The 16,214-nt window shown below is 50.7% G+C and carries 14 protein-coding genes; 1 reads left to right on the plus strand and 13 read right to left on the minus strand.

Annotated elements, in window-relative coordinates; all coding sequences use genetic code 11:
• The first annotated feature begins 317 nt into the window (after positions 1-317).
• Positions 318-1,181 (plus strand): hypothetical protein, encoded by an 864-nt coding sequence (locus tag DEV76_RS02280; RefSeq protein WP_109694674.1) that lies wholly within the window; start codon positions 318-320, stop codon positions 1,179-1,181.
• Positions 1,182-1,480: 299 nt separating this feature from the next.
• Here DEV76_RS02280 and DEV76_RS02285 read toward each other — a convergent pair whose 3' ends face one another.
• The 13 genes from DEV76_RS02285 to DEV76_RS02350 form a co-directional block, all read right to left on the minus strand.
• Positions 1,481-2,500 carry a hypothetical protein gene (locus DEV76_RS02285; protein WP_157962676.1) on the minus strand — a complete coding sequence of 340 codons (1,020 nt, stop codon included), beginning with the start codon at positions 2,498-2,500 and terminating at the stop codon, positions 1,481-1,483.
• A 563-nt stretch (positions 2,501-3,063) separates the two neighbouring features.
• Positions 3,064-4,326 (minus strand): beta-ketoacyl-ACP synthase II, encoded by a 1,263-nt coding sequence (gene fabF / locus DEV76_RS02295; RefSeq protein WP_109694680.1) that lies wholly within the window; start codon positions 4,324-4,326, stop codon positions 3,064-3,066.
• Between the two features lie 125 nt (positions 4,327-4,451).
• Entirely contained in the window at positions 4,452-5,936 is a 1,485-nt protein-coding gene (locus tag DEV76_RS02300; protein ID WP_109694682.1) for an MBOAT family O-acyltransferase, read from the minus strand.
• A 3-nt stretch (positions 5,937-5,939) separates the two neighbouring features.
• A complete protein-coding gene (locus DEV76_RS02305; RefSeq protein WP_198651915.1) occupies positions 5,940-7,136 on the minus strand; it encodes a GDSL-type esterase/lipase family protein in 1,197 nt (398 codons plus the stop codon).
• Positions 7,126-8,499, minus strand: coding sequence for an SGNH/GDSL hydrolase family protein (locus DEV76_RS02310; protein WP_109694685.1), 1,374 nt, complete (start codon positions 8,497-8,499; stop codon positions 7,126-7,128). The genes DEV76_RS02305 and DEV76_RS02310 overlap by 11 nt, the downstream gene beginning before the upstream one ends.
• Positions 8,500-8,549: 50 nt before the next feature.
• Complete coding sequence (locus DEV76_RS02315) at positions 8,550-9,059, minus strand: glucosaminidase domain-containing protein (RefSeq protein ID WP_109694687.1); 510 nt, start codon at positions 9,057-9,059, stop codon at positions 8,550-8,552.
• Between the two features lie 160 nt (positions 9,060-9,219).
• The gene (locus DEV76_RS02320; RefSeq protein WP_109694689.1) at positions 9,220-9,621 is read right to left on the minus strand and encodes a hypothetical protein; all 402 of its coding nucleotides are present in this window, start codon (positions 9,619-9,621) and stop codon (positions 9,220-9,222) included.
• Between the two features lie 25 nt (positions 9,622-9,646).
• Complete coding sequence (aspS, locus tag DEV76_RS02325) at positions 9,647-11,398, minus strand: aspartate--tRNA ligase (RefSeq protein ID WP_109694691.1); 1,752 nt, start codon at positions 11,396-11,398, stop codon at positions 9,647-9,649.
• Between the two features lie 56 nt (positions 11,399-11,454).
• A complete protein-coding gene (locus DEV76_RS02330) occupies positions 11,455-12,480 on the minus strand; it encodes an NAD(P)/FAD-dependent oxidoreductase (protein WP_109694693.1) in 1,026 nt (341 codons plus the stop codon).
• An 87-nt stretch (positions 12,481-12,567) separates the two neighbouring features.
• The gene (gene sucD, locus DEV76_RS02335; protein ID WP_109694695.1) at positions 12,568-13,449 is read right to left on the minus strand and encodes a succinate--CoA ligase subunit alpha; all 882 of its coding nucleotides are present in this window, start codon (positions 13,447-13,449) and stop codon (positions 12,568-12,570) included.
• A 94-nt stretch (positions 13,450-13,543) separates the two neighbouring features.
• A complete protein-coding gene (locus DEV76_RS02340; RefSeq protein ID WP_109694697.1) occupies positions 13,544-14,359 on the minus strand; it encodes an ABC transporter ATP-binding protein in 816 nt (271 codons plus the stop codon).
• A 24-nt stretch (positions 14,360-14,383) separates the two neighbouring features.
• The gene (locus tag DEV76_RS02345; protein WP_232826853.1) at positions 14,384-15,085 is read right to left on the minus strand and encodes an MlaE family ABC transporter permease; all 702 of its coding nucleotides are present in this window, start codon (positions 15,083-15,085) and stop codon (positions 14,384-14,386) included.
• A gap of 83 nt (positions 15,086-15,168) precedes the next feature.
• The gene (locus DEV76_RS02350; protein ID WP_109694701.1) at positions 15,169-16,200 is read right to left on the minus strand and encodes a hypothetical protein; all 1,032 of its coding nucleotides are present in this window, start codon (positions 16,198-16,200) and stop codon (positions 15,169-15,171) included.
• Between the last annotated feature and the right edge of the window lie 14 nt (positions 16,201-16,214).

The following is a 16,214-nucleotide window of genomic DNA, read 5'->3' on the forward strand; positions in this document are numbered from 1 at the left end:
CATTAACCATTATTTCCAATTACAGGTTTTCGCATATTGTTAAATCAAATATGTTTAATGCCGTATACCAGTAATGCAAAATCGGGATAGATTTACGGCTTATTAACCCAGCGCCTGCCTTTTAACCCAATACACCCTATTTTTCAGCGCCCTATAACATCCAGAACGAATGAAACGCAAATCCCTGTTCCGGCGGCACCCTGCAGCATTCCGCAGGTATGCACCTTAAATGCTTATGACTATTTGAAACATCCCTGCTGCGCCATGCTCTTCATCTCTTCACAATAAATCCCTTAACCCAAACAAACCCATCAAAAATGAAACATGCCCTTTGCTCGCTGCTTCTCATCATCGTATTCCTGGAAGCATGCAAAAAACATCCCTACCCTTACCCCGGCGGCCATGGTAAATGCCCTGAAATAGCGGATTGCCAGCTGGAATCCATGTACCTCACCAACTGGACAGGTTACCCTTATGTAAACGGCCCTACTTACAACGCCCGGGTACGGCGCGACAGTCAGCGGAAGCCCGTATGGTTTAAAGGCCATTCCACTCACTGGACGGGCCCAATGAACTGCCTCATCCAGTACCAGGGCCGGCTGGTGAAATTTATCGACAGCGTTAGCGGCCAACGCTTTGCCGACGTTTGGCTGAACGATTGCGGCCAGCCGGATTCATCTGTTGTTTACGCTCCTGATTATCCGCACAATAACCTCTCTCCCCACAAGGCTAAGTACCACTACCACAACAAGCAAATTACGGGGTGGACGGAGTATTTCTTCGACAATCCTCCGGTGGAAGTAACCGTGGACCGCGATCAGCATGGCAACGTAAAACGACTCGGCAATGATCAGAATTATATCTCTTATGAGTATGACCTAACGAAGCCGGCGAAGGGCGCCAAGTTCCACCACTGCCATTATTTCTCCCCTTCCTGGACGATGCCCATCGTGCTGGAGTACCTGGGCTTCCTGCAGATCAATTCCAAACATCTTCCCCGCCACTCAGAAAGCTGGGGCGGCTCGTACCGGTTTGCTACGGTTGATTTTAAAAACATCGTGGTTTCCGGAGATAAGATTCTCTCCTATGATGTGACGGATGCCTATGAAGGCGGTTCCGGCTGGACTATCTATTCTGTTGCGATGACATGGGATTGCGGTAAAGGAGGAGGTAAGTGGTAAGCTGCTGCATTACATGGTAACCGCCCTCGAACTCACTTTGTGACAAAGTACATCGTAACTCTTGTTGCTGGAGGGGTAGGTTGTATGAATTCATCTTCCGCCTTGCAGACAGCACCTCAATAATAGCACAAGGCCGTCCCTTGAAAGGGGCGGCCTTGTTTGCTTACTTTCCTGCCGGTTTGGGCCGGCTAATACCAATTGGGAGCTTCCTGATGGATAAAACAAGGGAAGACTGTAAAAGGGCCGGAAGCATCAGCGGAGAAGTACCTCCGCTTAGCTTCCGGGGGATAGGGATTCTGTCAGCGATACATTACCATGCGGGCGGAAGCAGTTATTGTAGCTTCCCGTTTTGCATGAATAGTGTCTGTGTTACTTAACATGGGGTCTGGTGCCGGCAATTCATTCACCGGGAACCGATAACGGATGGAAGGCCGTTGCACAGGAGGCTGTCTGTAATCCACCACCAGTGTAGCATTACGCGCTTCACTTACCGATCCCGCGTTTACTAACATCGGGTCAGCATCCGGCACTTCATTCACCGGGAACCGATAACGGATAGAAGGCCGTTGCACAGGGGGCTGGCTGTAATCCGCCACCAGTGTAGCATTACTTGATTCACTTACTAATCCAGTGTTCACCAACATCGGGTCTGCATCCGGTACTTCATTCACAGGGAACCGGTAACAGATGGAAGGCCGTTGCACAGGAGGCTGTCTGTAATCCGCCACCAGTGTAGCATTACGCGCTTCACTTACTGATCCCGCGTTTACTAACATCGGGTCTGCATCCGGCACTTCATTCACAGGGAACCGATAACGGATGGAAGGCCGTTGCACAGATGGTTGGCTGTAATCCGCCACCAGTGTAGTATTACGCGCTTCACTTACTGATCCTGCGTTTACTAACATCGGGTCTGCATCCGGTACTTCATTCACCGGGAACCGGTAACGGATGGAAGACCGATGTGAACGGGATTGGCTGAAAGCTGTTGCCAGCAAAGGCTTTTGCGCATCAGCCACGATTTCATCGCACAGCAACATGGGGTCACGATCCGGTGTTTCATTCACCGGAAACTGAAAATGAATGAAAGGCCGTGGTGTGAAATAATCCCCGGAAGCTGCCGCCAGCGAAGTATCCCGCGGGGCGGGAACAGCTTCCTTTACTGATTCCGTATCAAGCAACATGGGATCATAATCAGGGATATGCTCCAGGAAATTATACCGTATCGGTATCGGTTTTACCGCCTGCCGGGCACATCCCGCAGTCAACATAACAATGGTTGCTGTTGCCAGCAAATAAAGGGTTTTACAAGGTTTCATCTCTTGAGGTTTGTTTTTCTTTCGATAACACATCCGATAAATGACAGCCATCCTATCTCATTCCCACTTCCGGCTAATTGGAGAAATTTGCCACGCCCGGCCGGCAACCGGAACCGTTCACCAGTTATCCCGGTGCCCCATTCCCGCAGCAGCATCTCTGCCCATTAAGAGACGCAATACACTGCCTGCCCACGGCTGTTACATGCCGCAAACAAAACATCCGCGATTACATCCCGGTACCTGCGCATGAAAGTATTGACGGCCACATCAGCAGCACGTCGGAACTGTATACAGCCCTTCCCGCAGGATTCACCCGGAACTACCGCCCGTACTGCTTCTCAGTACAGCCGCCACCGGACAATGACAATAAACCGGAAATCAGATAAGTTGTGATAATATAGCCCTACATCGCATTCGAATTGAAGGTTAACGGGTGTAAAATTACTAAAAATTTTAGCAAAAAAGAAGAGAAATCCGGATATTTGATTTCATAATGTATAAAAAGCAAAAAGGGCAGAAGTTATACTTCTGCCCTTTTTTTATGAATTTTCTGTTGTTCTGTATTAGCCCTTGAACTTCGCGAAAGCCGCAATGGCATTGTGCCCGCCGAAGCCAAACGTATTGCTCAGCGCCACATTCACCGTACGCTTCTGCGCCTGTCCCAGCGTCAGGTTCAAACCTGCAGGGATATCATCACCGATCTCAGTGGTATTGATGGTAGGAGGTACAATATCTTCCTTCACTGCCATGATACAGGCAATGGCCTCAATCGCCCCGGCAGCACCCAGCAGGTGACCCGTCATCGATTTAGTGGCACTGATGTTCAGTTTAGATGCATGGTCGCCAAACAGCGCTTTAATCGCTTTCAGCTCACTCACATCACCCAGCGGGGTAGATGTTGCGTGTGCATTGATATAATCCACATCTGTCAGCGTAAGCCCTGCATCGTCCAGCGCTTCCTTCATGCCCAGCTGTGCGCCGGCGCCTTCGGGATGCGTTGCAGTGAGGTGATAAGCATCGCAGCTCATCGCACCACCCACCATTTCACCGTAGATGGTTGCTCCGCGTGCAATCGCGTGATCGTAATCTTCCAGAATAACAGCTCCTGCTCCTTCGCCCATTACAAAACCATCACGGTCTTTATCGAACGGACGGGAAGCATGTTCCGCATCATCATTACGTGTGCTCAATGCTTTCAGCGCATTAAAGCCCGCAATGCCCGCACGGGTTACAGGGCTTTCTGAGCCACCAGCCACAATCATGTTGGCCTTACCCAGACGGATATAATTGAATGCATCTACCAGTGCGCTGTTAGAAGAAGCGCAGGCAGACACCGTGCAATAGTTAATACCCATCAGCCCGTACTTAATCGCGATCTGCCCGGCGGCAATATCGGAGATCAGACGGGGAATGAAGAACGGATTGAACTTAGGAATGAAGTTGGATTGTGTAAATTCCACGATCTGGTCTTCGAAGGTTTGCATACCTCCGTTACCGGATGCCCAGATCACGCCAAACTTAGTACGGTCTACCGTTTCCAGGTTCACGCCACAGTTCTCGATCGCCTGCTGTGCGGCAATCATCGCATACTGCGTAAACATGTCCATCTTCCGCGCTTCCTTCTTTTCTATATATGTTTCAATATCCAATCCCTTCAGTTCACAGGCGAATTTAGTCTTGAATGCTGTGGTGTCGAACCGGGTAATAGGACCTGCGCCGCTCTTACCGGCTTTCATGTTTTCCCAGAAAGAGTTTACATCCAGACCAAGCGGTGTGATGGCCCCCATCCCTGTGACTACAACTCTCTTCAGTGTAACAGTACGCATAGATTTTACTTTGAATGACAAAAGTTAGGACGCAAAGTTACTCGTTTATTATCAGGTTTGTGCATACGCATGTGAAAAAAGATGCATATAGTTTGATTTTTAAATGCCCCCATTGCAAAAAACCTTTAAAACTGGAAATATATGGGAATCATAGGCTCCAGCGTCTTCATCTCATTCAATACCCATATAAAGAGCATCATCACCACTGCTGCGCCTGCCCAATGCAGTTTCGTGAACCCGTTCACCAGTTTGCTATCCCAGTTTGCCGGCAGGAAATGTAATACATAACCCAGCCCCATCAGCATAAATACCTGCGGATATGCCGCAATCACTTCCCCTGCCAGATGCCCCTGGAAATTCCCTGCTACCTGGTGCAGCAGCGCCCAGGCGCCCTCAAATGTCTCCATTTTGAAGAATACCCAGCAGAAGCAAACAAGATGGAAGGTAAACAGGATCCCCCCGATCTTCCATAGCCCCGCACGCACAGGACCAGCCTTTAACCACGATAATCCTTTCTGCCACTGTATCCATAGTTTATCCACCGCCAGCGATCCCCCATGCACTCCGCCCCAGAATATGAAGTTCCAGCTGGCTCCATGCCAGAAGCCGCCGATAAGCATCGTCAGCAGCAGGTTCACATATTGCCTGAACTTCCCCTTACGGTTGCCGCCCAGTGGTATGTAGATATAATCGCGCAGCCAGCTGGACAAACTAATATGCCAGCGCCGCCAGAATTCGGTTATGGAACTGCTTTGGTATGGCTTATCAAAGTTCGGGGGAATCACAAAACCCGTCCAACGTGCAATACCAATCGCCATATCGGAATACCCGGAGAAGTCGCAGTAGATCACCAGTGCGTAACCATACACACCCAACAGGCATTCGATACCCGTATGCCGGGTGGGATCATCGAAAATGTATTGTACGAAATGCTGATAGATGAAATCCGAAACGATTACTTTTTTGAACAGGCCGTTGATGATAAGAAACATCCCCTTCCCCACATCTTCCTGCGACAGTACGTATGGTTTACGAATCTGCGGGATAAAATCTGCTGCCCTTACAATTGGCCCCATCATCAGCTTCGGGAAAAACGACAGGAAGAAAAGATAATCCATGAACTTATCCACCGGCTTGATTTCCCTCCGGTACACATCCACCGTATAGCTGAGGTTTTCAAATGTGTAAAAGGAAATACCGATAGGCAGCAGAATATGCAGCGGATGTATGTTTCCGCCGGAAATATCGTTAATGGCGTTGATGAAGAAATTGGTGTACTTGAAGTAAAACAGCATGCCGATGTTGATCAGTACACTGAACCACAGTAACCCTTTCCTTAACTTTTCGTTCGTTTCGCGGTATATGCGGTTACTGAGATAAAAATCCACGATGGCGGAGAGTATCACCAGGCCAACATAATAACCGCAGGCCAGGTAAAAAAAGTACAGACTGAAGAAACAGAAAACCGCTACGCGCCCCCGTTCACTATTGCGTACCACCTGATAGCACAATAAAAAAACGGCGAAGAAAAATAGAAAGAAGCCACTGTTAAAAAGTATGGGTGACTCTTTGTTATAAACAAGCAGGGAGAGTAGGTTTTCAAAAGACATGCGTCAGTTTTTCCGTATGTTTTGTTGCCAGTTATTATATCCGTTGAGAATAGCTTTGCCCAGTAATTCGCCCTGCAGCTGATAGCCGTAGGCATTGAAATGTACATGATCATGGCTCCAGGCGCGGTTGAAACGGCTGTCGTTCCGCATATCACCAAAGAGATCCCAGCAGGCGTGGCCATTTTCACGGCAGAACTCCATGATAGCCTGGCGGAGTACAGCTGCCTGTGGAACCGCAGTAAATTTAGTGCGGTACTTCGTGCGTTTGGAACCTTTAGGGCGGTAAGCTACCTGCCTTTTCTTCATCATACCGGATGGCGGTGTGGTGAAAATGAATTGTACCCCTGGTGCTTGTTCACGAATTACTACTACCGTTTTCTCCATTTCTGCTTTCAACTGATCCGGTGTAACAGCGCCAAAAGCTTCATTGGTCCCCAATGACAAAATCACCAGAGACGGCTTCGTCATAATTGCTGCCTCACCAGCCACGCTGCCTTCAAAAATGTTATAATGCTGGAATTGAGCCCCGTTGATTCCAATAGCACTGTACAAGATCCCTTTTGCGTCACGAACTTCTAAAGCTCCATACATCCGGCTGATATCCGGGAAGGTGATCGACAAAGTCCTCATGCCACTTCCTGCAAGGATAATCGCTTCCTGAACAGGCAGATTACTATTGCCTTCGTAAACGATGCTTTCATTTACATCCTGCCGCTCATTTTCCGTGGGGCGTATTTCAGGTAATCCTTTCCCACGGTACCATACTTTTAGCTTACCGATTGTACTATCGTTATGATAAACCAGCAATGCTGCCTGACGATCCTGCGGGCTTTTCAGCACAATTCCACCGGGCCCGGGTGATTCGCTGAGGTTACGGTCTACCATCCGATCGCTGGTCCAGCGGAAGAAGCTGCTCCAACGATAATCGTGCGGTCCGTTAGTACCGGCAAGGTTATAAGGAAATACAAATCCCCTTCCTGCGTATCCGAATTTATCCTGCAGTTCCTTGCGCACGGCATCCGGGAAGAAGCCTCCCTGCACGTGAGAATCTCCGAGGTGAAGTACGGATACCGCGTTTGTGCTGGTATCCATGGCTTCGTACACAGGGTACAAGCCGGTATCATTGAGCAGCTTCTGGGCCGAAGTGCCCATCCAGCTGCCGGTTAACAGCATCACTGCGATCGCCCGCCTACATAGCATCGTGCTGATATTCATCCATGATCGCTTTATACAACAGGGCACCTACTTTAGAGGCCCCGCGGAAATTGAAGTGTGTATAATCTTTATTGGCCAGCGCCTGCTCCCCTTCTACCCAGCGCGCCATAGCCCCGTCTCCGCCCATGGCGGAATACAGGTTCCAATACGCCAGTCCTTTCTCTTCTGCAAACTGGTGCTGCACTTTCAGCAGCGCCTTTACGCCGGGAGCGGTTACGTAACGCCCGTCTTTCCGGTAAGACTTATCCGCTGTGCCCACAATGAGGAAGCTCGACTGCGGGAAGTGCTTGCGAAGGGAATCCACTACTTTTTCCATAGGCCGCTCATACCAGTCGAACCGGGTATTCTCCGGTTTAAACAATACGTTGGCGCCATAATGGAGTACAATCAGGTCATATGGCCGAACGGTTTGTACCTGTTTCAGCATGTCGCTGCTGAGCTTTCCCAGTTCAATGCCGCTGATGCCACGGAACGAATAGTTATCGAGGAAGATGCCTTCCCGGCTTTCGAAACACACGCCATACAAAGGCAGAGGCCGGTCGCCGGAGAATTTGAAAGTGAGTGAGCGTGTGGAAGAATCGGCATGGAACGAATAGGCATTGAGTTTACCAATGCCTTCGAGGGTGGCAGGACGATCGTTGATGCGTACCTGTCCCGCGCCTTTGCCGAAGAGCAGGCTTACTTCTCCAAACTCGTCAAGCCGCTTATGCCTTACAGGCTGAAAGCGGACCCAGCTTTCGGGAGAGGGTACGAAGGCGTGCCCTGAAATGCCGAGTTCCACGCCTGCGGGCGGGGAGTTCTTGAAATGGTAGTCGGTCCAGTTGGGAGAAAAGCTGTGGGTAATAGTGGTCCTGAATCCTGATACAACGGAAGTGGCCGGCACAAAGCCAACGCCTTCGCCTCCGAAGAAGGATTGGAGACTGTCGCGGAGATCCTGGGTGATGAGGTCGCCCTCGATCATGGAATCCCCGAAATACGCGATGCGTACTTTCTTACGGGAGCCGGTGCGCAGCTGGCGCAGGGCTTCCATGAAGTGGTGCATGCCTGCGCCCTGGGGGCCCGTCGTGTATCCGTAATCGAGGATTCCGCTGTAGGTCAGAAAATCTCTGGCCGGCAGGGGATTCTTTTTCAATGAATCGGCACCCTGTGCTGTATCGGCCGCGGCCAGCAATACCGTATCGGGTATGCTAACGGGGCCGGGCGTACGCAGGTCTGCATAAACGTCGAGCGGACGAAGTTCGTACCCGCCGATGTTAACAGCAGGCTTAAGCGCTGAAACGACGGACAGGCCTACGATAGCGCCTATCGTAATAAGGAGCGGATAGGGATGTTTATTTCCGGAAGACATAAGTCGGCATATTCGAAAAAAGCGGTCTTCCCGCTGAAATCAGCGCAAATCTATCGTTTTGCGAGATTCATTGCATCATCCAGTTCGTATAATTTGTATTTTTTTATCATGGACCGGACCCTGCTCACCCAAACCTGTCCTGCGGTAGAATATCCGGATCGGATCAGCTTGTTGAGCCACTGATCGTAATCGTCATTCCCTTTCATGGTGGTGAACCATTTCTTCTTCATGATTACTTTGGTGAAATGACGGTAAGAAGCAGTGTCTGTGGTGTATTCGCGGTACATGCTGCGGTAGGTAAGGCCGCGTTTTGCCAGGTTGTTTTTCCCGACGATACCAAAGTGATTTTTCAGCAAACGGGCGTTCTTGCTGGTGCCCATCCCTGATTCCAGCATGGCGATGCCGAGGATGACACTGGCCGGCACTCCGGTTTCCTGGGAAAGATTAACAGCAACGGGGGTAAATTGCTCGAGATACTTTTTGGGGGTGCGCTGCGCGGAGGCGGAAAGAGTGGTAATCAGCAATCCGCCGAGCAACAGTCTTTTCTTGGATAAAAACATGCGATTCTATTAGATGAACCCATCTGCACAATGATCCTGTTCACCCGGCAATATTACGCCTTTCTCAAAGATTATATGTAAGTGATATGTTAATATGTTATAATTCATGACTATTCTAATATCAAATTAACATATCATCTGTACTATATTCTCATCCGGCTTAGTTTTCGTCCTGTGCGCAGGCGGCAAAAGTGAAGTTGAGATGCCCGGTCCGGAGCCCGTGCCCCTGGTACAACACCATCTTCAGCCAGTAACGCCCGTCGTCCAGTACGGCTACATCATTAGTCTCTATCTGCATGTTATAAAATGCCCGCAGGTCCATATCCATCTGGAGGTCAGCAGTTTGGTCGAACACAAACGGGTATAATCTGTCTTCATCGGAAGCTTCGTCGTACACGGCGAAGGTGATGGCGATGGTTTCGTCTTCAAAGTTGATCTTCAGCTGAAATATCCCTTCGTCCTGCAGGTCCAGCTGTTGTATGGCGGCAATAGTTTGTAATGTCGTATCCATTTTCTGTATGCTGAAAAGAGAAGCCATACCCTGTGCGGGTATGGCTTTCATTAGGTAAATGCTGTTAATTCAATGATTACTTCTTCACGAGCGACAGCGCCAGCTCATCCAGTTGCACCTGATCGATGGCAGCAGGCGCATCGAGCATCACATCACGGCCGGAGTTGTTTTTCGGGAAGGCGATAAAGTCGCGGATGGTTTCGCTGCCGCCCAGCAGGGAGCAGAAGCGGTCGAACCCGAAAGCGATACCACCGTGCGGAGGTGCTCCGTATTCGAATGCACCCAGCAGGAAGCCGAACTTATGATCTGCTTCTTCCTTCGTCATACCCAGTGCGGAGAACATTTTCTCCTGCAGGTCGCGCTGGAAGATACGGATGGAGCCGCCGCCGATCTCAGTACCGTTCAGTACGATATCGTATGCGTTGGCTTTGATTTTCGCGTATTGCGAAAGATCGTCCATCAGGTGAATATGTTCAGGCTTGGGAGCGGTGAACGGGTGGTGGCGCGCTACCCAGCGGTTTTCTTCTTCCGCGTATTCGAACAGCGGGAAGTCGATCACCCAGAGTGGCTTATACACGTTCTTGTCGCGGAGGCCGAGGCGCTCGCCCATTTCGAGGCGCAGCTCGCTCATAGCCTTACGGGTACGCTCTTCCTTACCTGCGAGGATGAGGATGAGGTCGCCCGGTTGGCTCTGACACTGATCAGCGATCAGTTTAAGGGCCTGCTCGTTAAAGAATTTATCTACAGATGATTTGAGGGAACCGTCGGCATTGTGTTTCACATATACGAGACCGTTCATACCGATCTGCGGGCGTTTCACCCAGTCGGTCAGCTCATCGGTTTGTTTACGGGTGTACTCGGAGCATCCTGTTACGTTGATACCCACTACCAGTTCTGCATCGTCGAATACTTTGAATCCGTTACCACGGCCGGTTTCACCAAGATCTACCAGTTTCATTTCGAAACGGATATCGGGCTTATCGTTACCGTAGTATTTCATGGCATCGTCCCAGGTCATGCGGGGGAATGGTTCGTTGAACTCGATGCCTTTGATTTCGCGGAACACGTGTTTGGTCATGTCCTCGAAGTTGTTCAGCACATCTTCCTGATCCACGAAGCTCATTTCACAGTCGATCTGGGTGAACTCGGGCTGCCTGTCTGCACGGAGGTCTTCATCCCGGAAGCACTTCACGATCTGGTAGTACCGGTCGTACCCGCTCACCATGAGCAGTTGTTTGAAGGTTTGGGGCGATTGGGGCAGGGCGTAGAACTGGTTGGGGTTCATACGGCTGGGTACCACAAAGTCGCGCGCTCCTTCGGGGGTAGACTTAATGAGATAAGGCGTTTCAATTTCCATGAAATTCCGGCTGTCGAGGTAATTGCGCACGGCGCGGTTCACCTTGTAGCGGAGGTCCAGGTTTTGTTTTACGATATTCCTGCGGAGGTCGAGGTAGCGGTATTTCATGCGCAGTTCATCGCCGCCATCGGTATCATCCTGGATGGTGAAGGGGGGCGTTTTGGAACCGTTGAGCACGGAAAACTCCGATACGGTGATTTCGATATCTCCGGTGGGGATGTTTTTATTTTTAGCGGTGCGTTCGGTAACGGTGCCTTTCACCTGAACCACGAATTCGCGGCCCAGGGGCTGCTGATCGAGCTGAGCGTTAAGGGATTCGCCAAGCAGGAGCTGCGTGATGCCGTAACGGTCGCGCAGGTCTACGAAAGTAATACTACCAAACTTGCGGACGGTTTGTACCCAACCGGCCAGGGTTACCGGCTGGCCAGCATGTTCCATGCGCAATTCTCCACATGTATGCGATCTGTACATTGTTTGCTGTTCTTTTAAATAAAGGAGGTCAAAGATAAGAAAGCCCACGGGAATTGCTACCGCAAGGCATTAAAAAAGCGTTTAATGTCTATTTCCGGCGGTATGCTTTCTCCCTTCAGGAGGTTGCCCACAAATTTCCGGGCGGCCCACGGGGCGAGGGAGCAGCCTTTGGAACCCATGCCATTGAAAATCCCTATCTGCGGGATCCGCGGATGCAGGCCGGCCATGGGCCTTCTGTCTGGCCCTGCGGGGCGCACCGCTGCCCTGTGGCTCAGTACATCATAAGGCACCTGCAACAGTTGTTCCAGCTGCGATTCTATCTGGGCACGGGCTTCGGCTGTGGGTTCCACGTTATTGTAATCCCATACGAATGTGGCGCCCGCCCAGAAGGTCTGATCCCCCATAGGCACCAGCGTTACGCCTTTCTTGATGATATCCTTGGTATCGAAAGGGAGGCGGATGATGAGGGCTTCCCCTTTATTGGGATGGAATTTCAGTTTGCCGAACCAGGGGTTTTTCGGGGATGCTACGCCTTCGCAAAAGATGACGGCCTTAGCCTGTAAATCTTTGTATTCCACGCCTTTATCGGTAATGTTGATCGCTGAGGGGTCCAGTGTTTCGCGGCGCGTACCGATATGGCCGGCCCATGCGGGCAGCAGCGTGGCCAGGTCAACGTTAGCGCCTTTAACGATCCCTGCGCCAAAGGGGGCTTTGAGAAATCCTTCATACCTCGGCGCGGCGGGACTTTCACTGTAAGGCGAGGGGTATTCCGCAAAAGCATCGCGCATCTGTTCTGAGGGCCATACGTTCCAGATATCGCGCTCCGTAAACACGGAAATGCCCATGGCTGCTTCCATAGCCCGGTATGTTTCTGCCGCCATCGGGTAAATCATATCGTATAACCAGGATACTTCGAACTTCCGGCCTGATAAGGGATTGATGATCCCTGCTGCCAGCCGGGAAGCGGCATCTGCCCTGCCATCGTCAAACACGGCGATCTTCAGCCCTGCCTGCTGCATCTCCCAGCCAAGGTGGGTACCGGCCACCCCCTGGCCTACTAATATGTAATCAACTGTTTCCATAAATCCGCTGCAAAGGTAAGGGCAAAAAGAATCCCCGTTCCGGGAGTACCGAAACGGGGATATATCTTGTGATGATAATCTTAAAGATTAAGCGGGAACGCCTTTCAGCACTTCTGCCATACGTTTTCCGATATCAGCCGGGCTGTCTACCACATGAACGCCGCAGGCGCGCATGATCTTCATTTTAGCAGCAGCAGTATCGTCTGCACCACCGATGATGGCACCGGCGTGGCCCATACGGCGGCCGGGAGGCGCAGTCTGGCCAGCGATGAAGCCTACAACTGGTTTGCGGGGGTTAGCCTTGATCCATTCAGCAGCTTCTGCTTCCATGGAGCCACCGATTTCACCGATCATGATGATGGCTTCGGTTCCGGGATCGTTCATCAGCAGTTCAACCGCTTCGCGGGTGGTGGTGCCGATGATGGGGTCGCCACCGATACCGATAGCGGTAGATACACCGAGACCTGCTTTCACTACCTGGTCGGCAGCTTCGTAGGTGAGGGTACCGGATTTGGAAACGATGCCTACTTTACCTTTTTTGAAGATGAAGCCGGGCATGATGCCTACTTTGGCTTCTTCTGCGGAGATAACGCCGGGGCAGTTAGGTCCGATCAGGCGAGTATTATGCGATTTGAGGTAGTTCTTGGCTTTCACCATGTCCTGTACGGGAATACCTTCGGTGATACAAACCACCAGGGCTATACCTGCGTCAGCAGCTTCCATAATAGCATCTGCTGCAAATGCCGGGGGAACGAAGATGATGGATACATCCGCTCCGGTAGCGTTCACCGCGTCTGCCACGGTATTGAACACAGGGCGCTCCAGGTGGGAGCTTCCCCCTTTACCAGGGGTTACGCCACCTACCACGTTGGTGCCGTATTCAATCATTTGTGTGGCGTGGAAAGTACCTTCGGTACCGGTGAATCCCTGCACAATCACTTTGCTATGCTTATTAACTAAAACACTCATCGCGCTTGGTTTATTTATTTTTTTTAGATAAGGTGGGGCAAAAATAACGGATAATGGCTAAAAAGTAAAGGAAAGGCTTTTTAGTTGAGGAATATTAACTATTTGTTGGCGCCTCTCCCCCTTTGGAACGCCACTTCTTATCCCGGAACATCTCCATTTTCCGCATTTCCTTAATATCCTGGAAGAACTCGGATGCAAAAATAAAGTCGTTCAGCAGTTTGTCTTCACTGAATATGATGTCTTCATTACTGCCTTCCCACTGTTTTTTGCCCTGGTGCATGTAAATGATATGATCCCCGCTTTCCATAACGGTGTTCATATCGTGAGTGTTTACCACGGTGGTAATGTTGTAGTCGACGGTAATATCCTTGATGAGTTTATCGATTACGAGGGAGGTTTGCGGATCAAGCCCTGAGTTAGGCTCGTCTACAAAGAGGTATTTAGGGTTCAGGACGATGGCGCGGGCAATGCCCACACGCTTTTTCATCCCGCCACTGATCTCGGCGGGATACTTTTTATTCGCGTCTTTCAGCTCCACCCTGTCCAGGCATTCCTGTACCCGTTTACGTTTCTCCTTATAGCTCATGGTGGAAAACATATCGAGGGGGAAGAGGATGTTTTGCTCAACGGTCATGGAATCGAAAAGGGCGGAGCCCTGGAACAGCATGCCGATGGCCTGGCGGATGGGCTTTTTCTCCTTATCGTCCATGGCGGTAAAGTCCTCACCGTTATAGAGTACCTGCCCGCTATCGACAGGGATGAGGCCTACCATGCATTTCATGAGTACCGTTTTTCCGCTGCCGCTGGCGCCGATGATGAGGTTGGTTTTACCTGCCTCCATGGTGGCCGACACATCTTTCAGAATCTCCTTTTCTCCAAAGCTTTTGCGGATATTTTTCAGTTCTATCATAGATCGTTCTTCTCAGTTTGAGGGTTACAGGAGTATGGCAGCGAGGGCATAGTCAGCAAAAAGGATCATCACACAGCTTACTACCACGGCGGTGGTGCTTGCTTTACCGATCTCCAGGGCACCGCCCTGCACATGGTATCCGTAATAAGCAGGAACGCTGGAGATGATGAATGCGTATGTGTAGGATTTGCTGAGGGCGAAGAATACGTTGTACCCGTCGAACTGTCCGCGGAGGCCTTCCATGAACTGCTCGTGCGACAGGATGCCGCTCAGCTTACCTGCTTCCAGTCCGCCGAAGATCCCCAGAAATGCTGCGATCACCACCAGTGCGGGGATCGTCAGTAATGCCGCCAGAATTTTAGGGCCTATGAGGTATGCTTTGGTATTGATACCCATGATTTCCTGCGCATCGATCTGTTCGGATATACGCATATTCCCCAGCTCCGACGCGATCTTGGAACCTACAACCCCGCCCAGTACGATACATATCAGGGTAGGCGCCAGTTCAATGATCATCGTATCGCGCACCACCATCGCAATGGTAGATTTGGGGATGAGCGAACTCGTCAGCTGGTAAGCAGTTTGTACCGTGGTAACGGCACCAAGGAAAGTGGAAATAACAGCTACGATGCCCAGGGAGCCGATCCCGATATCCACACACTGTTTCATAAACTCCTTCCAGTACATCCTGAAGTTTTCCGGGCGGGAAAACATTCCTGTCAACATCAGCAAGAATCTGCCGAAATGGTAAAAAAACCTGAACTCCATAACTTGTCAAAGATAACGGGAAAATGAATTGTTTCGTCCTATTATCGCAAACTGCCTACCAGCAACCGCTTGAGGCTGCGCTCGATAATTTCGCCCATGGTGGTACAGCGGGCAAATACTTTATCATGGTAATGCTCGGCCAGCTCTTCCCCTAACTGTTTGATTTTCCCGGGGAACGATACACGGTCGTTCATGATCACATCCCGCAGGTCTTTTATCCGGTGGCGCTGTACTTTTATCCTCCGGGCAATGAGCGACCGCTCTTCCTGCTGGTACTGCTTCACCACTTCAGCGTTGAGGTGCTTCATGGCCAGCTCTACAAACACCCGGTTTTCCTTGAAGAACTGCGGCATGTAAAGGGTTTTCTTCCCTTCGTAAAACTGCTGGTCGAAGTCAATGGCGCGGATGCGGAACTGCACGTCGTCGAAATCGGGGGTGATGTCGAAAATGAAGTTGTACGACCGCATATCGCCCAGCAGCCGCACAAAGCAGCGCTCATTGAATTTCACGAACTCTTTGGCGATACGCCGGGGGTTAAACTCCGGCCGGTGCAGCCAGTCTTTGGCAAACTGATCTCCCGGCACACCGGCGATATGTTCTTCCACCAGGGTATTACCATCTACGAGGAAGTTCATCCAGTAAGGGGAAAGGATATGCTCCAGCTCCAGGCCGTAAATGCGGGAAGCATCGGCTATCTTGATATAGAAATAATCGTAAACCTCATTGTAATTGTTGACGATCTTGATGCGGAAAGGATGGGAATTCCCGAAGGTGCAGTAATCGATCCGCTCTATGTGAAGGTGCTCTTCCGCCGCCTGATCGCCACCGGCTTTCAGGATGGAATAGATACGCTTCAGCCCGGCGTGCAGGGAAGGCGTCATGCTTTGCGGGTACAAAACCGACTCCCAGAGGGTATCTTTACCCTCCTTATCGTATACCGGAATGCCGTATTCGTAATACTTCAGCTCTTCATACGTTACCGGCAGCTTAATTTCCCGCTCGTACGCTTTCAGATAGTTCCGGAAAGCGGGGTTGAGGGGGAAAAATATCTTTTTGCGGGAGATGGATTGCATGCCGGAAATTACGA

The organism is Chitinophaga deserti, assembly GCF_003149455.1.
Lineage (GTDB): Bacteria > Bacteroidota > Bacteroidia > Chitinophagales > Chitinophagaceae > Chitinophaga > Chitinophaga deserti.